Origin of the sequence: Luteimonas sp. MC1750 (assembly GCF_016615955.1) — a bacterium.
GTDB lineage: Bacteria > Pseudomonadota > Gammaproteobacteria > Xanthomonadales > Xanthomonadaceae > Luteimonas.
Genome location: NZ_CP067113.1, coordinates 1212011 through 1231864 on the forward strand (window position 1 = coordinate 1212011; position 19854 = coordinate 1231864).

Sequence of the window (19854 nt, forward strand, 5' to 3'; positions counted from 1 at the left end):
AAGGCGCCCGGAGCGCGCCGGAAGCCGGGAAGGCCTGCCGCAAACAAAGAAGGCCCGGCTTTCGCCGGGCCTTCCCGTGGACGTGGTGCGGGTGATCAGAACTTGTAGGTCGCGCCCACGTAGATGAAGCGACCGATGTTGTCGTACAGCGCGCTCGGGATGTCGGCGCCGAAGTAGTTCAGCGGCGGATCCTTGTCGAACACGTTGTCGACGCCCAGGTACAGGTCAAGCCCGCTGTCGGCGAACTTGTAGCCCACCTGCATGTTGTGATAGACCCACGAACCGTTGCGGATCGGGCTCGTGGAACCCGGGTTGGAGCTGTAGCTCGCCGGGGTCACGCGGAGGTTGCCGTCCACGTAGTTCAGGTCCCACGACCCGCGCCAGTTGCCACGGCGGTAGGTGCCGTTGAGCTGCGCGCGCCAGCGGGGATCCTGCACGTAGGTCACGTACTCGAGGAACTCGTCCGGGAAGTCCTGGAACGCCCACTCGCGCGACTGGATCAGGCGCGTGCCGACGAAGCGGAGCGTGCTGTTGCCGCCGAACGCCTCGAAGCGGTAGTCGACCTCGAGGTCGACGCCGACGCGGCGGGACTTGGCCAGGTTCTCGTTGAGCGCGATCCAGTTGGTGATGCTGTACGCCGGGAAGTCCCGCCCCTGCGGATCGGTGTAGCCGCCGGCCGGTGCGCGGGTGATGAAGCTGCAGAACTTGTTGTCGATGCCGCCGGGCGAGTCCACGCAGCGGGTCGCGTTGGTCTGCGCGGTGACGGCGCCGATCGCGTCGTGCAGGGTGATGCGCCAGTAGTCGACCGAGACGCCCAGGCCTTCGACGAACTCCGGCTGCCAGACGAAGCCGAACGACACCGACTCCGCCTCTTCCTCGGCCAGGTTCGGGTTGCCGCCGCTCACGCCGGGGCGGTTCGCCGAGTAGGTGTCGACCCAGCCCACCGGGATGCCCAGCGCCGTGCAGTTGGCCTGGCGCAGTGCCACGTCAGGCGCCGTGTTCGGGCGGTTGGAGTTGGTGGTCAGGTAGTTGCAGGGGTCGTTGATGGTCGCGAAGTTCTGCGACTGCGGGTTGAACAGCTCGCCGATGCTCGGCGCGCGGACCGCCTGCGCGTGGGTGGCGCGGAAGCGCAGCGACGGGATGATCGTCCAGTCGAGGCCCACGTTCCAGGTCACCGCCGAACCGATGGTGCTGTAGTCCGAGTAGCGGCCGGCCAGGTCGATCGCCAGGCGCTCGACGCCCGGGAGGTCGGCCAGCACCGGGATCGTGGTCTCGGCGAACAGCTCGGTCACGTCGTACTCGCCGCCGCGGCTCGGGATGGCGTTGAGGAAGGTCAGGCCCAGGGCCGCCAGCGGATCGGTGTTCTCCTGGCTGCGTTCCTTGCGGTACTCGACGCCGCCGGCGAAGCCGACGTCACCGGCCGGCAGCGTGAACAGCGCGCTGTTGGACACCGACGCGGTCAGCACCTGCTGCTCGAGCTTGGAGGTGTTGAGCGAGTCCGTGTTGAACCACGCCGCGGCTTCGGGGCTGATCGCGCCGTTGCCGAAGGTGCTGAAGGGCACGCAGCCGGTGCGGGCGAAGGTGGAGTAGACCGTGCCGGTATGCGGGTTCAGCGCATTCGGGTTGAGGGTGGTGCGGCAGACGATGTTGCCGGTCGCCGGGTCGCGAACCGCGTCCATGCCGGCGTGCCAGCGCTCGTTGATGCGGTTGTTGACGTTGAGGCGCGAGATGGTGGTCTGGCCGTAGTTGGCCGAGGTCTCGTAGCTCCAGTTCTCGCCGAAGAAGCCTTCCAGGCCGATGACCGCGCGCGTGGTCTGGCGCTCCACGTCCTCGCCGCGGCGGCCCGCGTCGACGTTGAAGCGCGACACCTGCAGGATCTTCTGCCCGTCGAGCGTCGGGATCGCCGACGCGTCCATCAGCGCGCCCAGTTCGGGCGAGATGTAGGCGTTGTCGCGGCGGATGCGGATCGGCTGGTCGAATGACGGCTGGCCGAAGAACTGCGACTCGGTCTTGCTGTACTTGCCTTCGAAGAACAGCCGGTGGTTGTCGTTGATGTCGAAGTTGATCGCCGTGTTGAAGCTGAAGCGGTCGAATGCCGGCTGCAGGTCGGCCACGGCATTGAGGTCGGCGAAGTCGCAGTCGACGCAGGAGCTGGCGCTGACGACGGTGCCGTCGTAGCGGTTCCGGCGGAAGCTGCCGTCGGTGTCGAAGATGTAGCGGTTGGCCCAGGTCGCCGGGTTGGCCGGGTTGAAGCTGCCGATCGTGAAGGTGCCGCCGTAGGAAATGGCGTGGTTGCCACCCGGGCCCGAAATCACGGTCTGCGGGTTGCTCGGGCTGGGCGGCTGCGACGGATCGAAGTTCGGGTTGGGCACCGAGACGCGGTACTCGCGGCCGATGCTCCGGTCGCCGCGGCCGAAGCGGTCCTGCTTGCTGTATTCAAGCGAGAACGCCGCCGAGCCGCGGCCTTCGGCGAAGTCGCTGCCGCCGGAGAAGCTCAGGAACGAGCGGTCGAAGCCGCCCTCGGAGGCCTGGCCGGTCTGGCCGCGCAGCTCGAAGCCGTCGAAGGACCGCTTGAGGATGAAGTTCACCACGCCTGCGACGGCGTCCGCACCGTAGACCGCCGACGCGCCGCCGGTGATCACTTCCACGCGCTCGATCCACTCGGTGGGGATCGTGTTGACGTCGACCGCGGTCGAGCCCGGGCTGGAGCCGACGTGGCGGCGGCCGTTGACGAGGACCAGGGTCCGCGCCGTGCCCATTCCGCGCAGGTCGAGCAGGCCAAGGCCCGCGGTGCCGATGAAGCGCGTCGAGTTGCCCAGGGTGTAGTTGGGCGACAGCGCAGGCAGCTTGGTCATCAGGTCGCCGATGTTCACCGCGCCGGTGGTGCGGATCTCTTCGGCGGTGATCGCGGTGACCGGTGACGGGGTCACGAAACCGGCGCGCGAAATACGCGAACCCGTGACCGTGACGCGGTCGAGGTCGGTCGCGGACTCGGCGGCGGCCTCGTTGGCGGGCGCCTCCTGCTCAGCATCCTGCGCGAATGCGATTCCGGTGGCAGGCAGTGCGATGGCGGCGAACAAGGCCGCGCTCAGGCGGCTGCGCCTGAAAGTGGTGCGGTTGGACATGCTGACTCCCCTGGTGGTGATCTGTTGGGATCCGGACGCGCTACCCCAGCGCGCCCGAACCCCGACCCTATCACCCGGGAACTCGTTGTTAAAGTGGGGTGACGATTCCGTTACGGAGCCTGCCGCGCGGCGGGTTGGCGTTCCCACAGCTGCGACTTGCAGATGAAGGCGACGCAGCCGGACACCTTGAGCTTGGCACCGTTCTCCACCAGCTCCATCTTCGACTTGTACACCTTGCCCTCGTCGGGCTTGAGGATGGTGCCGCCGGACCAGGCCGCGCCATCGACCTTCATGCCGCGGATGATCTCCATCCCGGTGATCGGCTTGTCCTTGCGGTCGTCCTTGCACTTGTCGCAGGTCGGGTTCGGCCGGCTCGGATCGAGCAGTTCGACGATGCGGCCCGTAAGCGTGCCGTTCGCGGCCTGGGTGATCTCGACGATCGACTTCGCCTTGCCGGTCTGGTCGTCGATGGTCTTCCAGCGCCCGGTGGCGCCGTTCGCCTGTGCGCTGGCGCCGGAAGTGGCCAGGATGGCAACGGCGAGCAGGGCACCGCAAAGGAAGGTCTTGCGCATCGGTCACTCCAATAGGGTCGTAGGGTCCGCGCCCTCGGCGCTCCGCCCTTATACGCGCTGCCGCGGCGGAAAAGAACAACGGCGGCACAACGCGCCGCTCGCAGCGATCGCGGCTTTGGCGCAAGCTTGCAGGCCCGATGTCGACGCCGGAGTGCCGTGTTGTCCACCAGTAACCCGTCCGCCAGGGGAGCCCCCCGCATCCCCGCCCATGCCGTGCAGGCGAGCCTCAAGCCCCTGCCGCGGATCCGCAACATCATCGCCGTGGGATCCGGCAAGGGCGGCGTCGGCAAGTCGACCACCGCGGTCAACCTGGCGCTCGCGCTCGCGGCCGATGGCACGCGCGTGGGCATCCTCGATGCCGACGTCTACGGCCCCAGTATCCCGACCATGCTCGGCCTGTCGGGCCGCCCGGAAAGCCCGGACAACAAGTCGATCCTGCCGATGCGCGCGCACGGCATCGAGGCGATGTCGATCGGGCTGCTGGTGGAGCAGGACACGCCGATGATCTGGCGCGGTCCAATGGCCACCTCGGCGCTCACCCAGCTGCTCAACGACACGCTGTGGGGCGGCGAGGAGGGCCTCGACTACCTCATCGTCGACCTGCCTCCGGGCACCGGCGACATCCAGCTGACGCTCGCGCAGAAGATTCCTGTCGCCGGCGCGATCATCGTCACCACGCCCCAGGACGTGGCCACGCTGGACGCGCGCAAGGGCCTGAAGATGTTCGAGAAGGTCGAGGTCGCGGTGCTGGGCCTGGTGGAGAACATGGCCGTGCACGTCTGTACGCAGTGCGGCCACGCCGAGCACGTCTTCGGCGAAGGCGGCGGCGCGCGCATGGCCGAACAGTACGGCGTGCCACTGCTGGGCTCGCTGCCGCTGGAGCGCAGCATCCGCGAGCAGGGCGATGCCGGCACGCCGGTGGTCCTGGCGGCGCCGGATTCCCCTGCCGCCGCGGCCTACCGGCAGCTGGCCGCCAACGTCGCCGCGGAGCTTGCGAAGCGTCCGCGCGCGCCCGCGGCGATCTCCGCGTCGCTGCTGTAGCAGGGCGCGTCCCGGCCCGGGGTGCCGCCCCGGCCACCATTCCCTACAATCGCCGGTCCTGCCCCGGGGCGCGCGCCGCCGCCGGGGCGCCGCACCCGGGAGCCGCATGAGCATCAAGTCCGACCGCTGGATCCGCCGCATGGTCGAGGAGCAGGGCATGATCGAGCCCTTCGAGCCCGGCCAGGTCAAGTTCTCCGACAAGGGCGGCGCCGGCGGCGAGCGCATCGTCAGCTACGGCACCTCGAGCTACGGCTACGACGTGCGCTGCTCGCGCGAGTTCAAGATCTTCACCAACATCAACTCGACGATCGTCGACCCCAAGCACTTCGACCCCAAGAGCTTCGTCGACATCGAGGCGGACGAATGCATCATCCCGCCGAACTCGTTCGCGCTGGCGCGCACGGTCGAGTACTTCCGCATCCCGCGCGACACCCTGGTGGTGTGCCTGGGCAAGAGCACGTACGCGCGCTGCGGGATCATCGTCAACGTGACCCCGCTCGAGCCCGAGTGGGAAGGCCACGTGACGCTGGAGTTCAGCAACACTACGCCGCTGCCCGCGCGCATCTACGCCAACGAGGGCGTTGCGCAGATGCTGTTCTTCCAGTCCGATGCCGACGACGTCTGCGAGACCTCGTACCGCGACCGCGGCGGCAAGTACCAGGGCCAGACCGGCGTCACCCTGCCGCGCACCTGAGCCTCAGTCCTGCAGGAGCGCCGCCTGCAGGTCACGCACCCGCGCCACCAGCGCCTCGGGGGCATAGGGTCGCGAGGCGACGCGGCCCCAGACCGGCGCCGGCCAGGCCGGATCGTGTTCGAAGCGCGCGATCACGTGCACGTGCAGCTGCGGCACCAGGTTGCCGAGCGCGGCGACGTTGAGCTTGTGCGGCTGGACCACGTCGAGCAGCAACTGCTCGCAGCGCGCGATCTCCTCCATCAGCGTGGCGCGCTGGGCGGGGTCGAGGTCGGTGAGCTCACGCGCGCCGGGCACGCGCGGCACCAGCACCAGCCACGGATAGTTGTCGTCGTCCATCAGCTGCAGGTCGCACAGCGCCAGGGTCGCGACCGGATGGCTGTCGGCGGCGAGCTGGGGATGCATCGCGTGCGGTTCGGATGGCTGCTGCTTGCGCCTGGGCATGGGGGTCTCCCGGTCAATGGCCTGCGCCGGGCCGGAAGGCCCGCTGCAGGAAGTCGAGGGTGCGGACGTGGGCGAGGCGGGCCGATGCCGGATCGTGGTGGCGCGGGTCGACGTCGCGGTTGAAGCCGTGGCCGGCATCGTAGACATGCAGCTCCGCCTGCGGATGCGCGCGACGGTGGGCCTCGATGTCCGCCGGCGGAATGCTGTGGTCGCGGGCGCCGAAGTGGAACAGCATCGGCGCGCGCAGCGGTTCGTCCAGGACGGGCAGGGTGCGCGCGCCGTAGTAGCTGACCGCGGGCAGGCCGAGGCGGGTATTGGCCAGGAACGCCACGCTGCCGCCCCAGCAGAAGCCCACGGCGGCCACGCGCCGGTCGGCCGCTTCACCGGGCTCGGGGCTGGCCTGGACCCTGGTCGCGGGCGCCGGGCGGCCCCCAGGGGGCGCCAGCAGCATGGACAGCGTCGAGGCCGCCGCCCCCGCCACGGCCACCGCGCGGTCGAAGCCCAGGGCGGCGGCCAGGGCGCGCCCGCCCTCGAAGCCGGCTTCGTCGTAGGTGAGCTCGGCGTCGCGCTCCACCGGATCGAACAGGGCGGGGGCCAGGGCCAGCAGGCCCTCGCGCGCATAGCGGTCGGTGACCGCGCGCATGTGTGCGTTCACCCCGAAGATCTCCTGCAGGACGACCACGCCGCCCTGCGGCGGGCCCTCGGGCCGCGCCAGCCAGCCGCCGACCTCGCCGATTCCGGGGACCTGCAGCTTCACCCGTGCGCCCATCGTCGCCTCCAGGCCCGGCCGTGGGGTCCGGCCTCCGGCGGATTCTAGCCCGCCGGTATAATCGCCGCCGGCCCCTCCCGGCCACGCCCTCACGCATCCCCCGCAAACCCGCCCCACCGGCGGTCCACACCGCCGAGCCGCCGCAGCGCATGAACGACACCGCCACCCCGACCGCCCCCCGCGTGGGCTTCGTCAGCCTCGGCTGCCCGAAGGCCCTGGTCGACTCCGAGCGCATCCTCACCCAGCTGCGGGTCGAGGGCTACGACCTGTCGGCCAGCTATGACGACGCCGACGTGGTGGTGGTCAACACCTGCGGCTTCATCGACTCCGCGGTGGCCGAATCTCTGGATGCGATCGGCGAGGCCATGGCGGAGAACGGCAAGGTCATCGTGACCGGCTGCCTGGGCAAGCGCGCGGAGCTGATCCGCGAGGCGCATCCCGGCGTGCTGTCGATCAGCGGGCCGCAGGACTACGGCAGCGTGATGCAGGCGGTGCACGCCGCGCTGCCGCCGCGCCACGATCCCTTCGTCGACCTGATGCCGGCCCCGCGCGTGCTCGGCGGCGAGGACTATGCCGCCGGTATCAAGCTCACCCCCAAGCACTACGCCTACCTGAAGATTTCCGAGGGCTGCAACCACCGCTGCAGCTTCTGCATCATCCCCTCGATGCGCGGCGACCTGGTGTCGCGCCCGGTGGACGAGGTGCTGCGCGAAGCCGAGCGCCTGGTGCATGGCGGCGTTCGCGAGCTGCTGGTGGTGTCGCAGGACACCTCGGCCTATGGCGTCGACCTGCGCTACGCCGAACGCACCTGGCGCGGCCGCGCGTACCAGACGCGCATGAAGGCGCTGTGCGAAGGCCTGTCGGAACTCGACGCCTGGGTGCGCCTGCACTACGTGTATCCGTACCCGCACGTGGACACCATCATCGAGCTGATGACCCAGCACAAGGCCGACGGGACCCCGCGCCTGCTGCCCTACCTCGACATCCCCTTCCAGCACGCCAGCCCGCGCATCCTCAAGCTGATGAAGCGTCCGGGCGCCGTGGAGCGCACCCTGGAGCGCGTGCAGTCCTGGCGCGCGGCCTGCCCGGAGCTGACCGTGCGCTCGACCTTCATCGTCGGCTTCCCCGGCGAGACCGAGGCCGAGTTCGAGGCGCTGCTGGAGTTCCTCGACGCCGCCCAGCTCGACCGCGTCGGCGCCTTCGCCTACTCGCCGGTCACCGGCGCCGCGGCCAACCTGCTGCCGGACCCGGTGCCGGAAGCGGTCAAGCAGGAGCGCCTCGCGCGCTTCATGGAGCGCCAGGCGGAGATCTCCGCGCAGCGGCTGGAGGCGAAGGTGGGCACGGTGCAGCGCTGCATCGTCGATGCCATCGACGGCGACCTCGCGATCGCGCGCTCGATGGCCGACGCACCCGAGATCGACGGCCTGGTGCAGGTGCAGGACGGCCGCGAGGCCGGCCTGCGTGCCGGCGAGTTCGTCGACGTGCGGATCATGGGCAGCGACGAGCACGACCTCTACGGTGAGGTCGAGTACGCCGGGGAGCCCCTTGGCTAGCCCGCTGGGCATGCTCACCCGCACATTCCCCAGCGTCGGTACCCACATGGCCGCGCTGGATGGCCTGCGCGGGCTCGCGCTGCTGCTGGTGGTGGCGAGCCACGGCAGCAACATGGGCCTGCACCTCGTCCCGGGCGTGGACATGTCCGGCACCGGCAAGACCGGCGTCTGGCTGTTCTTCGTGCTCAGCGCCTTCCTGCTCATGCACCAGTTCCTGCACCTGGATGCGCTGGGACGCCTGGACGCGGGCGAATGGTGGCGCTACGCCTGGCGCCGCGTGCTGCGGATCTATCCGCTGTACACCGTGTTCCTGCTCGCCTGCTGGCTGCTGCCGCTGCAGCACCAGATGCCGCCGATGTCGGCGCGCGAGGTCTGGGACCACCTCACGCTGCAGCGCGCGTTCTGGCTCACCTGGTCGATCGCGGTCGAATTCAAGTACTACCTGGTGCTGCCGCTGCTGGTGCTGGCCTGGATCCACGTGGCGCGGCGCAGCTTCTGGGCCGCGACCGTGCTGGCCGCGGCGGCGATCGCCGCGCGCGAGTGGCTGGCCCCGGAGTTCCACGTCTTCCAGCTGCGGACCTATATCGCGATCTTCCTGGTCGGCTCGTGGGTGGCCGTCGCCCACCACCACCTGTCGCGCCGGCCCGGATGGCAGGCAGGCCTGCGTGGCCCGGCCGCCGTCGTCGCGTGCGCGCTCTTCGCCCTGGCGATCGCGATGACGCCCAGCCTGTGGAGCCTGCTGCGCGGGGCGCCGGTGGCGGTCAACCACTGGCACCAGTCGTACACGCTGTACGGGCTGATCTGGGGTGGGTTCATGCTGGCCCTGCTGCAGGCCCCGGCATGGCTGCAGGCCGGCTTCGGCTGGCTGCCGCTGCGGGTGTTCGGCGTGGTCAGCTTCAGCGGCTACCTCTGGCACGCGATCGTGCTGGAGAACCTGGGCTGGCTGCCGTTTCCGGTGGGCAGCCCGGCCGCCGCGGCGACGGTGCTGGCGGTCGTGGTCGTGGTCTCGGTGGCCAGCTACCTGGTGATCGAGCAGCCGTTCCTGCGCCTGGGGCGCCGCCGGCGCGCCGCGGGAGACCGCGGGCCGCTGCCGCCGGTGGCTCAGTCGGCGGGATAGTCGACCGCGACCACGGCGAAGCGGCGCTTTCCGCCGGGCAGTTCCACGTCGACCTCGTCATCCACGCGCTTCTTCAGGAGCGCCCTGGCCAGCGGCGAGTCGATGCTGATCCAGCCGAGCGCCGCGTCGGTCTCGTCGGGGCCGACGATGCGGTAGCGCGCGCAGTCGCCGCTGGCGACGTCCTCGACCTCGAGCAGCGCGCCGAAGTAGATCGCGTCGGGATCGCTTGGCCGGGTGTCGACCACGCGCAGATCCTGCAGGCGCCTGGACAGGTAGCGCACGCGGCGGTCGATTTCGCCCAGCTGCTTCTTGCGGTAGGTGTACTCGGCGTTTTCCGAACGGTCGCCTTCGGCCGCGGCCGCGGCCAGCGCGCGCACCACTTCAGGGCGGCGGACGCGCCACAGGTCGTCGAGTTCGGCCTTCAGCCGCGCATGGCCTTCGGCGGTGACCAGGGCGGTGGATTTCTCCGCGGGCGGGCGCCAGCGCGACATCGTTGTCTCAGCGCGCCATGTCGCGCGTCGTGCCGCGCGCACGGTGAGCCAGGGCGGCGCTCACTTGCGCCCCGTGATGCCGCCGAAGATCCCGCGCAGGATCTGGCGGCCGATCTGGTTGCCGACCGTGCGCGCGGTCTGCTTGGCCATGGTTTCGACCATGCCCTGGCGGCGCTTCGTGCCGAACACGGCATCCTTGACCGCCTGGGCGAAGCCGCCACCGGCCTCCTCCTCGTCCTGCTTCGCGGTGCGCGCCTGCGGAGCGCCGGCCTGCGCCGCCAGGCCTTCGGCCTTCTTCGCCAGCAGCTCGAACGCGGACTCCCGGTCGACCGCGGCGTCGTACTTCGCGCCCACCGGGCTGCCGGCGCGCACCTGCGCGCGCTCGGCGTCGGTGATCGCGCCCATGCGGCAGCGCGGCGGCGCCACCAGGGTCTGCTCGACCGGCATCGGCGCGCCCTTGCCCTGCAGCGTGGACACCAGCGCCTCGCCGGTGCCGAGCTGGCCGATCGCCTTGGCCACGTCCAGGCCCGGGTTGGACACGAAGGTCTCGGCCGCGGTGCGCACCGCCTTCTGGTCGCGCGGGGTGTAGGCGCGCAGCGCGTGCTGCACGCGGTTGCCGAGCTGGCCCAGCACGTTGTCGGGCACGTCGTCGGGGAACTGCGAGCAGAAGTACACGCCCACGCCCTTAGAGCGGATGAGCCGCACGACCTGTTCGATGCGCTGCAGCAGCGCCGGCGGTGCGTCGGCGAACAGCAGGTGGGCCTCGTCGAAGATGAAGGCGAGCTTCGGCTTGTCGAGGTCGCCAACCTCCGGCAGGGTCTCGAACAGCTCCGACAGCAACCACAGCAGGAAGCTGGAATACAGCCGCGGCTTCAGGATCAGGCGGTCGGCGGCCATGATGCTGACCACGCCGCGGCCGTCGGTGGTGGTGCGCATGATGTCGGCCAGCTCCAGGGCGGGCTCGCCGAAGAAGGCCTCGCCGCCGTCCGACTCCAGGCGCAGCAGTGCGCGCTGGATGGCGCCGATCGACGGCGTGCTGACCAGGCCGTACTGCGTCGACACCGCCTTGCGCTCTTCGGCCACCAGGCCGAGCAGGGCGCGCAGGTCGGCAAGGTCGAGCAGCAGCAGGCCGCGGTCGTCGGCGAGCTTGAACACGATGTCGAGCACGCCGGACTGGGTGTCGTTCAATTCGAGCATGCGCGCCAGCAGCGTCGGACCGATCTCGCTGACCGTGGTGCGCACGGGGTGCCCGAGCTTGCCGTAGATGTCCCAGAAGATGACCGGGCTGGCTTCGGCGTCGTAGCCGTCGACGCCGATCATCGCCGCGCGCTCGCGGAGCCTGTCGTCGATGTCGCCCGGGACCGCGAGACCGGCGACGTCGCCCTTGACGTCGGCCATGAACACCGGCACGCCGATCCGCGAGAACCCCTCGGCCAGGGTCATCAGGGTGACCGTCTTGCCGGTGCCGGTGGCGCCGGCGACCAGGCCGTGGCGGTTGCCGAACTTCGGCTGCAGGAAGACGCGGCCACCGGTTTCGGGCAGCGAGTCGGGCGCGGTGACGGCCTTGCCGACGAGGATCGGGTCCATGGGAGCTCCTGGGGTGATGCCGCGATTCTAGCCAAATGCCCTGACCGTCCCGGCGAACCGGAAACCCGTGGCGCGCGGGCTTTGCGCTTGCAGCGGGGCCTCGTTACCCTGCGGTTCGCGTTTTCGCAGTCCCCGGTTGTCGCATGCCCCCATATTCCGCAGTCCTGCGTCGGCTCGTGCTCGCCACGGCCGTCGTCGTTTCGCTCTCCCACGTTCCCGAGGCCTCCGCCCAGTCCCGGCGCGACCGGGCCGCCACGGCCGATCTGGCCGAACGCATGGCCGCCGCCGAGGCGCGCTACCGCGAGTCGCTGGTCAAGGCCGCCAACGCCGATCCCGAGGCGCTCGCCCAGGGCGACGCCGCGCTGGAGGACGTGGAGGACGTGCTGCTGGCCTGCGAGAAGCAGCGCGGCTGCGAGCTTTCGGCGCTGCTCCCGGGCGTGAAGCGCCTGCTGAAGGCGCAGGCCGACGATGTCGGGGGCGCCGACGGCGTCGAGACCGACGACATCGGCGACATCGGCGACGACGGCATGCCCACCGGCGACGTTCCCGAGGCGGCCACCGCCGCGGCGCTGCTGAGCGAAGACGGCCAGCGCTTCGTGCGCATGGTGCAGTTCAATCCGGCGGTGCAGGAGGGCATCCGCCGCTGGCTGACCGACATGCGCGTGTCGCTGGTCACCAGCCACGAGAACTACCAGTACATGCGCCATCTGATGGCCCCGGCTTTCGAGAAGCGTGGCCTGCCCGAGGCGCTGCTGTTCGGGATCATGGCCAAGGAATCCAACGGCCGCGTGCATGCGGGTTCGCGCGCAGGCGCGGTGGGGCCGCTGCAGTTCATGCCCGCGACCGGGCGCCGCTTCGGCCTGGGGCCGGACGGCAGCGGCTTCGACACCCGCTACGATCCCGCGCAGTCCGCGGACGCGGCGGCGAGCTACCTGTCCGAGCGCTTCGCCGAGTTCGGCAACGAGGTCGAGAAGTGGCTGGCGGCCTACAACGGCGGCGAAGGCCGCGCGCGGCGCATCCATGACGCCAGTGGCGGCCGCGCCTTCTGGGAAGCCGACGTCTACAGCCAGTTCCCGGCGGAGACCCGCGACTACGTGCCGATGGTGATCGCGGCGGCGTGGCTGTACCTGCATCCCAGGGAATACGGGCTGAGCTTCCCGAAGATCGACGTGCGACCAACGCACTTCGCGCTGTCGCGGCCGGCGTCGATCTACGAGCTGACCATCTGCATGGGCGACAGCGGCAGCCGCCACGGCTACATGCGCCAGCTGCGCAACCTCAACCCGCGCTTCGAGGCCGACCAGGTCATTCCCGCCGGCGCCGTGCTCCAGGGCACCACGCGCATGGCCGCGCTGTACAAGCGCTGGTGCGCCCAGGGCCGGCGCGCCGACCTGGCCCAGCAGCTGATGGGCAGCCGGGTGGACGCGGCGCTGGTGCGCACCGGGCCGATCGAGGTCGTGCGCCCCGAAGGCACGACCGTGGCCACCGGCGTGCCCACGCCGGCGTCCGCGCCGCGCGAGCACCGCGTGGCCCGTGGTGAAACCCTGGTCGGCATCGCCCGGCAGTACGGCTGCGAGGCGCGCGAGCTGGCCCAGGCCAACCGCCTGCAGGCGCCGTCCTACGCGATCCGCGTGGGGCAGCGGCTGCGCCTGGAAGGCTGCAGCGGCTGACCCGCACGTCGCGTTCGCGCGCCGCTGACGATACTGCGCGCATGCGACTCGACTTCGACAACGCGTTCCTGCGCGAGCTGCCGGGCGACCCGGTCGAGGGGCCCGGCCTGCGCCAGGTCCAGGCCGCCTGGTCGCGGGTGTCGCCGACCGCGGTGCGGTCCCCGCGCCTGGTCGCACATGCGGCGGAGGTCGCCGACATGCTGGGGCTGGGGGCGCCCGATGTCGCGTCGCCCGTCTTCGCCGCAGTGTTTGGCGGCAATGCGCGGCTGGACGGCATGGATCCCTGGGCCGCGAACTACGGCGGGCACCAGTTCGGCCACTGGGCCGGCCAGCTCGGCGACGGGCGTGCGATCAGCCTCGGCGAGGCCGTGGGTGCCGACGGACGACGCCACGAGCTGCAGCTGAAGGGTGCGGGCGCCACGCCGTATTCGCGCGGCGCCGATGGCCGCGCCGTTCTGCGCTCCTCGATCCGCGAGTTCATCTGCAGCGAGGCCATGCACCACCTTGGCGTGCCGACCACGCGTGCCCTGTCACTGGTGGCCACCGGCGAGCCGGTGGTCCGCGACATGTTCTACGACGGTCATCCGCGGCCCGAGCCCGGCGCGGTCGTGTGCCGCGTTTCACCCTCGTTCATCCGCTTCGGCACCTTCGAGCTTCCGGCCTCCCGCGGTGATCCCGAGCTGCTGCGCGCGCTGGCGGAGTTCTGCGTGTGGCGCGATTTTCCGTGGCTGCTGCACGCGCCGGGCGGCGCCGCCGATGCGGCAGGGGCCGGATCCAGCGGCGTCGGCCTGCCGGCGACCGGGCCGGGCTCGCTCGCCGACCTGCGCGCGGCGGGGGCCTTCGACGAGGCCCTGTTCGCCCGCTGGTTCCACGAGGTCTGCGTGCGCACCGCGCGCCTGGTCGGCCACTGGATGCGGGTGGGCTTCGTCCACGGCGTGCTCAATACCGACAACATGTCGATCCTCGGGCTGACCATCGATTACGGGCCCTACGGCTGGATCGACGACTACGACCCCGACTGGACGCCCAACACCACCGATGTGCAGCACCGGCGCTACCGCTTCGGCTGGCAGCCGCGGGTGGCGCACTGGAACCTCGGGCGGCTGGCGCAGGCGCTGGCGCCGCTGTTCGCCGACGCCGCGCCGCTGCAGGCGGGCCTCGACGCCTACGCCGCGACCTGGGCCGGCTGCGAGCGCGACAACGCCTGCGCCAAGCTGGGCCTGGAGCGCTGCACGGACGGCGACCTCGCGCTGATGCGTGAGCTGCAGGCGCTCATGCACCGCGCCGGTGCCGACATGACGCGGTTCTTCCGCGCGCTGGCCGATGTCGACATCGATGCCCCGCAGACCTCGCTCGAACCGCTGCGGGGCGCGTTCTACGACGAGCAGCGACTGGCAGGGGAGGCTGCAGGGTTCGAGGCCTGGCTGACGCGCTACGCCGCCCGCTGCCGCGCCGACGGCCTGCCACGCGAGGCGCGGGTCGCGCACATGAACGCGGCCAATCCCCGCTACGTGCCGCGCAACTACCTGGCCCAGCAGGCCATCGACCGCGCCGAGGCGGGTGACGAGGCGGGAATCGCCGAGCTGCTGGACGTGCTGCGCGATCCCTACGGCGAGCAGCCCGGGCGCGAAGCCTTTGCCGCGCTGCGCCCGGACTGGGCGATGGACCGCGCCGGCTGCTCGATGCTGTCCTGCAGTTCCTGAGCCGCCGGCCGCCGCGCGCGGGCCGGTAGAATGGGCGGATGCCTCTCATCACCCTGAATGCCGTCGACTACAGCGTCGGCGGCCCGCTCCTGCTCGAGAAAGTCGAGCTGGCCATCGAAACCGGCGAGCGGATCGCCCTGATCGGCCGCAACGGCGCCGGCAAGTCCACCCTGATGCGCCTGCTCTCGGGCGAGATCAGGCCCGACGACGGTGACATCCGCCGCGACGGCGGCGTGCGCGTGGCGCGGCTGGAGCAGGAAGTGCCGGCCGGCGCCTCGGGCACGGTGTTCGACGTGGTGGCCGAGGGCATGGGCGAGCTTGGCGCCTGGCTGGCCGAGTTCCACCACCTGAGCCACGGCGACCATTACGACGCCGACGCGATGTCGGCGGTGCAGGCGAAGATCGACGCAGCCGACGGCTGGGCGGCCGACCAGCGCGTCGAGGAAACCCTGCAGAAGCTCGGCCTCGACGGCGAACTGGCGTTCTCGCGCCTCTCCGGCGGCATGAAGCGGCGGGTGCTGCTGGCGCGCGCGCTGGTGTCGGCCCCGGACCTGCTGCTGCTCGACGAACCCACCAACCACCTCGACATCGAGGCGATCGACTGGCTCGAAGGCTTTTTGAAGGCCTGGTCCGGCGCGCTGGTGTTCGTGACCCATGACCGCCGCTTCCTGCGCGCGCTGGCCACGCGCATCGTCGAGATCGACCGCGGGCAGGTGACCAGCTGGCCCGGCGACTGGGCCAACTACCTGCGGCGCAAGGAAGAGCGGCTCAACGCCGAGGCGCAGGAGAACGCGCGCTTCGACAAGCTCCTGGCGCAGGAAGAGGTCTGGATCCGCCAGGGCATCAAGGCCCGCCGCACCCGTGACGAGGGCCGCGTGCGCCGGCTGAAGGCGATGCGCAACGAACGCGCCGCCCGGCGCGAGCAGGTCGGCACCGTGCGCATGGATACCGCGCAGGCCGGAGCTTCCGGCAAGAAGGTGATCGAGGCCAAGGATGTGTCGTTCGCGTTCGGCGACCGGGTGATGGTCCGCGACCTGTCCACCACCATCCTGCGCGGCGACCGGATCGGCCTCATCGGCGCCAACGGCAGCGGCAAGACCACCCTGCTCAAGCTGATGCTCGGCGAGCTGGAGCCCCAGGCCGGCGAGATCCGCATCGGCACCCAGCTGCAGGTCGCCTATTTCGACCAGTACCGCGCCACCCTGCGCGAGGACTGGAACGCGCTGGAAAACGTGGCCGAGGGCCAGGACTTCGTCGAGGTCGGCGGCAAGCGCAAGCACGTCATCGGCTACCTGCAGGACTTCCTGTTCACGCCCGAACGCGCGCGCGCGCCGATCACCCGCCTGTCCGGCGGCGAGCGCAACCGGCTGCTGCTGGCCAAGCTGTTCGCGCAGCCGTCCAACCTGCTGGTGATGGACGAACCGACCAACGACCTCGACGTCGAGACCCTGGAGCTGCTGGAAGAACTGCTGGCCGACTACCCGGGCACCCTGCTGCTGGTCAGCCACGACCGCGAGTTCCTCGACAACGTGGTGACTTCGACCCTGGTCATGGAGGGCGACGGCCGCGTCGGCGAGTACGTCGGCGGCTACAGTGACTGGCTTCGTCAAAGCCAGTCGTGGCTGCGCGAGAGCCGGTCGGGGCCTGGCCAGTCGGGCCCGGGGCTGCCGCAGGCAAACGTGCGTCCGGAGCAGCAGGGGGCATCGGCCGCGGTCGCGTCGGCCGGCGCACCCGCTCCGGCGCCGGGGCGCGCGAAGCTGTCATTCAAGGACGCGCGCGAGCTGGAACAGCTGCCGGCGCGCATCGAGGCGCTGGAAACGCGGCTCGCCGGCATGGCGGCCGCGCTGTCGGACCCGGACTTCTTCCGTGCCGATGCCGCCGCCATCACCGCGCACAACGCGGCGATGGCCCAGGCGCAGGCCGAACTCGACGCCGCCTACGCGCGCTGGGAGGCGCTCGACGCGGCGTCTGGCTGAGCGCGCGGGCCTCGCGGATCCGGAGCTCCGGCGCGGCGCGCTGACAAACGTGACGGCGTTCCGTTGTTGGCGCCGCTGAAGGGCGGAAACGCTTGCCGGAGCCGCCGATCGCCGCCACTCTGCGCGCATGCACCCGACCGACGACGAACCCGTCCGCCAGCGCGAACTGCGTTTCGCCCGGCGCGTCCACCATGTCCGCACGCTCGGCGCAGCGCTGTCCGCGCTGCTGGTCGCCTCGGTGCTCGCACGCGACGGCGCGCCGGCCTGGACCTGGACGCTGTGGGCGTTCAACGGGTTCCTGTGGCCGCTGCTCGCCCATTCGCTGACCCTGCGCTCGTCCGAGCCCGCGCAAAGCGCGCAGCGCTTCCTGGTCTTCGACTCCGCGGCCGCCGGCATGTGGATCGCGATCATGCAGTTCAACCTGGTGCCCAGTGCGGTGCTGCTGGCGATGGTGTCGATGGACAAGATCGCCGTGGGCGGCTGGCGCTTCCTCGGGCGCACCACGCTGCCACTGCTGGCGGCCTGCGCGCTGACCTCGACCGCGCTCGGGTTCGCGGTGCGGCTGGAGAGCAGCATGTCGAACGTGCTGGCGACGCTGCCGTTCCTGTTCGTCTATCCGATCGCGCTGGCCACCCTCACCTACGGCCTGGGCCGCAGCGTGGCGCTCAAGAACCGCCAGCTCGAACGCCTCAACCGGGTCGACGTGGTCACCGGCCTGCTCAACCGGCGCGGCTGGAACGAGACGCTGGGCGCCGAGCTCGCGCGGCATGCGCGCACCCGCCGGCCGGCGGTGCTGATGCTGGTCGACGTCGACGGCTTCAAGGCCGTCAACGAGCGGCACGGGCACCTGGCCGGCGACGCCGTGCTGCGCAGCGTGTCGTCGGTGCTGCGTGCCTGCACGCGCGAGATCGATGCCCCCGCGCGCTACGGCGGCGACAAGTTCGGCGTGCTGCTGGCCGAGACCAGCCAGGCCGGGGCCGTGCGCGTGGCCGAGCGGGTGCGGACCGCGTTCCTGGCCGAGCGCACGGCGGAGGCCGCGGCCGAGGGCTGCACCCTCAGCATCGGCCTGGCCCAGGCCGACCTGTCGGTGGTGACCACCGACGAGTGGCTCACGCGCGCCGATACCGCGATGTACCGCGCCAAGGCCGGCGGGCGGAACCGGGTCGAGCCCGACGGCACGCTGGCCGGACAGCTGTACTGAGCCGTGCGCGGCCCGCTCAGGGCGGGGTGACGGCGGTGCGGAAGACCGGATAGAGGCCCAGCCGCTCGTCCCAGCTCGCATGCCGGCGATGGAACCATTCGAGCCGCGCCGACGCACTGGCCGCGAACGCCGCGTCCTCCGCGAGCCTTCGTTCGAACGCGGCGCGGACCGCCGGGTCGCGGAGCATGTCGCGCGCCACGTCCTCGGCGACGTAGGCCTCCATGTACTCCTTGCGCTCGAAGGCGTTGTTGAACTCGCCCCAGGCCAGCATCGAGTCCGGCGCCTGCGGCTCCAGGATCGCCATCGCCAGCCGCGCGCGCGGCTGTGCGACCGGGACGAAGAGCGCGCCCGCGGCCACGTCGCGTGTCTCCGGCGCCCAGTCGCCCTCGAGCTCCAGCCGCTGGCGACCTTCGCTCGAGGCCGCCGCAGCCCGCCATTCGCTGGCGCGGAAGACCTCGAGGCGGGCCGCCGGCAGGGCGTGGGCGAGGCGCCGGTAGCCGATCCCGTGCAGGTCCAGCCAGCGCGCCGCCGCCGCCGCATGCGCGGGCGGCACCAGGTAGCCGGCGCCGGCTACCGGCACGCGGCGGCCGGGCACGATCTCGTCGCGCAGCGGCATTTTCCACAGCTGCGGCGTGGTTTCGTCATAGCGGGTCGCGAGGGTGCCGGAGACTTCGGATGGCGTCCGCGTCCAGGCGTAGCCGCGGAAATCCACGGTGCGCACGCGGTCGGTGGCGACCCACTCGAGCGGCACCGTGGTGCCGGCCAGCGTCGCCGCGCGCGCGTCGGCGGCGGCCGCGGCAGCCAGCCAGTCGCGGCCATGCCGCGCGGTCTGCTCCAGCATGCCCACCACCAGGTTGCGCGTGATGCGCACCCGGACCGGGTACTCCTTCCACGAGTGCGTCTCCACCAGGATCCCGAAGCGGTTGCGCAGCGCGAAGTAGCCATGCGAGAAGCGCGGCGGCGCCACGCCGTCGACGATGCCCGAGGACGGGTCGTCGTGGACTTCGAAGGAGGGATAGAAGGGCAGCGGCAGCGAACCCTGTTCCGCGAGCCCGGCGAGCAGCGCCTCGCGCAGCGCCAGGCCCGCGCGTGCGAGGCCGGCGTCCCCGGAGTGCAACGGCTCGATCTGGACCGAGATGTCGTGTTCGAACTGCGCGCCGTTGGTGGCATGCAGGTCGACGTAGGCGATCGGGTCCCAGGCCTGCACCAGGCCCAGCATCGCGCGCATCTCGGGCGCATCGGCCTTCACGTAGTCGCGGTTGAGGTTGTAGTTCTGCGCGGTCGTGCGCCAGCCCATCTCCTCCGGGCCGCGCTGGTTGGGCCGGTTCCACCGCCCGAAGCGCTCGTGGCCATCGGCGTTGAACACCGGCACGAAGACCAGCACCACGTCGTCGAGCGCCCCCGGGGCGGCCTCGCCGGCCAGCAGCTCGCGCAGCGCCAGGAAGCCGGCGTCCTTGCCGTCGACTTCACCGGCGTGGATCCCGCCCTGCACCAGCAGCACCGGCAGGCCACGCGACCGCGCGGCCCCGGGCGTGAGCGCGCCGCTGCGCGAGGCGACCAGGGCCTTCATCGGCCGGCCCTCGGGCGTGGTGCCGAACTCGATGCAGCGCACCGCCTGCGGGTAGCGGGCGGCGAAGGCGTCGCACAGGGCCAGGACCTCGGCATAGCGGCCAGTGCGCTGGAAGCCGGAGCGTTCGGCTTCGGTCACCAGCGATGCGACGGCCGAGGTGCGTGTGGCCGTGGTGGCTGCAGGCGCCGCCGTGGCGGGCGCGAGGCCCAGCAGCAGGGCGAGTGCGAGGCTGGCGGGCAGGGCGGGCGAGGGACGGGTCATCGGGCGGGCGGCCGGGCTGGGAAGACCCGGCCATGATGACGGTACATGACCTTTCGGCCAAAGCGTCGCGGCGTCCGATGCGC

At 71.2% G+C, this 19854-nt stretch carries 15 protein-coding genes; 8 read left to right on the forward strand and 7 right to left on the reverse strand.

Annotation, left to right across the window (positions count from 1 at the left end; all coding sequences use genetic code 11):
- Positions 1–95 precede the first annotated feature (95 nt).
- Both JGR68_RS05735 and JGR68_RS05740 read right to left on the reverse strand, forming a co-directional pair.
- On the reverse strand, positions 96–3125 hold the full coding sequence (locus JGR68_RS05735; protein WP_199361513.1) for a TonB-dependent receptor: 3030 nt from the start codon (positions 3123–3125) through the stop codon (positions 96–98).
- Between the two features lie 110 nt (positions 3126–3235).
- Positions 3236–3697 carry a DUF2147 domain-containing protein gene (locus JGR68_RS05740; RefSeq protein ID WP_199361514.1) on the reverse strand — a complete coding sequence of 154 codons (462 nt, stop codon included), beginning with the start codon at positions 3695–3697 and terminating at the stop codon, positions 3236–3238.
- A gap of 159 nt (positions 3698–3856) precedes the next feature.
- Here JGR68_RS05740 and apbC point away from each other — a divergent pair, with 159 nt between their 5' ends.
- A complete protein-coding gene (gene apbC, locus JGR68_RS05745; protein WP_199361515.1) occupies positions 3857–4738 on the forward strand; it encodes an iron-sulfur cluster carrier protein ApbC in 882 nt (293 codons plus the stop codon).
- 106 nt (positions 4739–4844) lie between these two features.
- Positions 4845–5432, forward strand: a complete 588-nt coding sequence (gene dcd, locus JGR68_RS05750; RefSeq protein WP_199361516.1) for a dCTP deaminase — start codon at positions 4845–4847, stop codon at positions 5430–5432.
- 3 nt (positions 5433–5435) lie between these two features.
- Here the strand turns inward: dcd and JGR68_RS05755 are convergent, their stop codons facing one another.
- The gene (locus JGR68_RS05755) at positions 5436–5873 is read right to left on the reverse strand and encodes an HIT family protein (RefSeq protein WP_199361517.1); all 438 of its coding nucleotides are present in this window, start codon (positions 5871–5873) and stop codon (positions 5436–5438) included.
- Positions 5874–5886: 13 nt separating this feature from the next.
- Entirely contained in the window at positions 5887–6642 is a 756-nt protein-coding gene (locus tag JGR68_RS05760; RefSeq protein WP_199361518.1) for a dienelactone hydrolase family protein, read from the reverse strand.
- Positions 6643–6791: 149 nt separating this feature from the next.
- Between JGR68_RS05760 and rimO the strand changes: the two genes are divergently transcribed.
- Both rimO and JGR68_RS05770 read left to right on the forward strand, forming a co-directional pair.
- Entirely contained in the window at positions 6792–8195 is a 1404-nt protein-coding gene (rimO, locus tag JGR68_RS05765; RefSeq protein ID WP_199361519.1) for a 30S ribosomal protein S12 methylthiotransferase RimO, read from the forward strand.
- Positions 8196–8205: 10 nt separating this feature from the next.
- Positions 8206–9312 (forward strand): acyltransferase family protein, encoded by a 1107-nt coding sequence (locus JGR68_RS05770; protein WP_199361520.1) that lies wholly within the window; start codon positions 8206–8208, stop codon positions 9310–9312.
- Here JGR68_RS05770 and greB read toward each other — a convergent pair.
- Together greB and JGR68_RS05780 are read right to left on the reverse strand one after the other, a co-directional pair.
- Positions 9297–9803: a transcription elongation factor GreB gene (greB, locus tag JGR68_RS05775; RefSeq protein WP_199361521.1), complete on the reverse strand. Its 507-nt coding sequence runs from the start codon at positions 9801–9803 to the stop codon at positions 9297–9299. The genes JGR68_RS05770 and greB overlap by 16 nt on opposite strands.
- A gap of 60 nt (positions 9804–9863) precedes the next feature.
- Positions 9864–11390, reverse strand: a complete 1527-nt coding sequence (locus JGR68_RS05780) for a helicase HerA-like domain-containing protein (protein WP_199361522.1) — start codon at positions 11388–11390, stop codon at positions 9864–9866.
- A gap of 143 nt (positions 11391–11533) precedes the next feature.
- Here JGR68_RS05780 and JGR68_RS05785 point away from each other — a divergent pair, with 143 nt between their 5' ends.
- The 4 genes from JGR68_RS05785 to JGR68_RS05800 all read left to right on the forward strand — a co-directional run bounded on the left by JGR68_RS05785 (position 11534) and on the right by JGR68_RS05800 (position 17940).
- Positions 11534–13060: a transglycosylase SLT domain-containing protein gene (locus JGR68_RS05785; protein WP_199361523.1), complete on the forward strand. Its 1527-nt coding sequence runs from the start codon at positions 11534–11536 to the stop codon at positions 13058–13060.
- A gap of 41 nt (positions 13061–13101) precedes the next feature.
- Entirely contained in the window at positions 13102–14763 is a 1662-nt protein-coding gene (locus JGR68_RS05790; RefSeq protein ID WP_199361524.1) for a protein adenylyltransferase SelO, read from the forward strand.
- A gap of 38 nt (positions 14764–14801) precedes the next feature.
- The gene (locus tag JGR68_RS05795; RefSeq protein WP_199361525.1) at positions 14802–16739 is read left to right on the forward strand and encodes an ATP-binding cassette domain-containing protein; all 1938 of its coding nucleotides are present in this window, start codon (positions 14802–14804) and stop codon (positions 16737–16739) included.
- A 127-nt stretch (positions 16740–16866) separates the two neighbouring features.
- Positions 16867–17940: a diguanylate cyclase gene (locus JGR68_RS05800; RefSeq protein WP_199361526.1), complete on the forward strand. Its 1074-nt coding sequence runs from the start codon at positions 16867–16869 to the stop codon at positions 17938–17940.
- Positions 17941–17956: 16 nt separating this feature from the next.
- On the opposite strand, the gene JGR68_RS05805 is transcribed toward JGR68_RS05800, so the two are convergent.
- A complete protein-coding gene (locus JGR68_RS05805; RefSeq protein WP_199361527.1) occupies positions 17957–19771 on the reverse strand; it encodes a M14 family metallopeptidase in 1815 nt (604 codons plus the stop codon).
- Between the last annotated feature and the right edge of the window lie 83 nt (positions 19772–19854).

Excerpts from the sequence above, each read along its gene's own strand:
- JGR68_RS05735 (WP_199361513.1), bottom strand. The coding sequence starts at position 3,125 with ATGTCCAACCGCACCACTTTCAGGCGCAGCCGCCTGAGCGCGGCCTTG.
- JGR68_RS05740 (WP_199361514.1), bottom strand. The coding sequence starts at position 3,697 with ATGCGCAAGACCTTCCTTTGCGGTGCCCTGCTCGCCGTTGCCATCCTG.
- dcd (WP_199361516.1), top strand. The coding sequence starts at position 4,845 with ATGAGCATCAAGTCCGACCGCTGGATCCGCCGCATGGTCGAGGAGCAG.
- JGR68_RS05755 (WP_199361517.1), bottom strand. The coding sequence starts at position 5,873 with ATGCCCAGGCGCAAGCAGCAGCCATCCGAACCGCACGCGATGCATCCC.
- JGR68_RS05760 (WP_199361518.1), bottom strand. The coding sequence starts at position 6,642 with ATGGGCGCACGGGTGAAGCTGCAGGTCCCCGGAATCGGCGAGGTCGGC.
- rimO (WP_199361519.1), top strand. The coding sequence starts at position 6,792 with ATGAACGACACCGCCACCCCGACCGCCCCCCGCGTGGGCTTCGTCAGC.
- JGR68_RS05770 (WP_199361520.1), top strand. The coding sequence starts at position 8,206 with ATGCTCACCCGCACATTCCCCAGCGTCGGTACCCACATGGCCGCGCTG.
- greB (WP_199361521.1), bottom strand. The coding sequence starts at position 9,803 with ATGTCGCGCTGGCGCCCGCCCGCGGAGAAATCCACCGCCCTGGTCACC.
- JGR68_RS05780 (WP_199361522.1), bottom strand. The coding sequence starts at position 11,390 with ATGGACCCGATCCTCGTCGGCAAGGCCGTCACCGCGCCCGACTCGCTG.
- JGR68_RS05785 (WP_199361523.1), top strand. The coding sequence starts at position 11,534 with ATGCCCCCATATTCCGCAGTCCTGCGTCGGCTCGTGCTCGCCACGGCC.
- JGR68_RS05790 (WP_199361524.1), top strand. The coding sequence starts at position 13,102 with ATGCGACTCGACTTCGACAACGCGTTCCTGCGCGAGCTGCCGGGCGAC.
- JGR68_RS05795 (WP_199361525.1), top strand. The coding sequence starts at position 14,802 with ATGCCTCTCATCACCCTGAATGCCGTCGACTACAGCGTCGGCGGCCCG.
- JGR68_RS05800 (WP_199361526.1), top strand. The coding sequence starts at position 16,867 with ATGCACCCGACCGACGACGAACCCGTCCGCCAGCGCGAACTGCGTTTC.
- JGR68_RS05805 (WP_199361527.1), bottom strand. The coding sequence starts at position 19,771 with ATGACCCGTCCCTCGCCCGCCCTGCCCGCCAGCCTCGCACTCGCCCTG.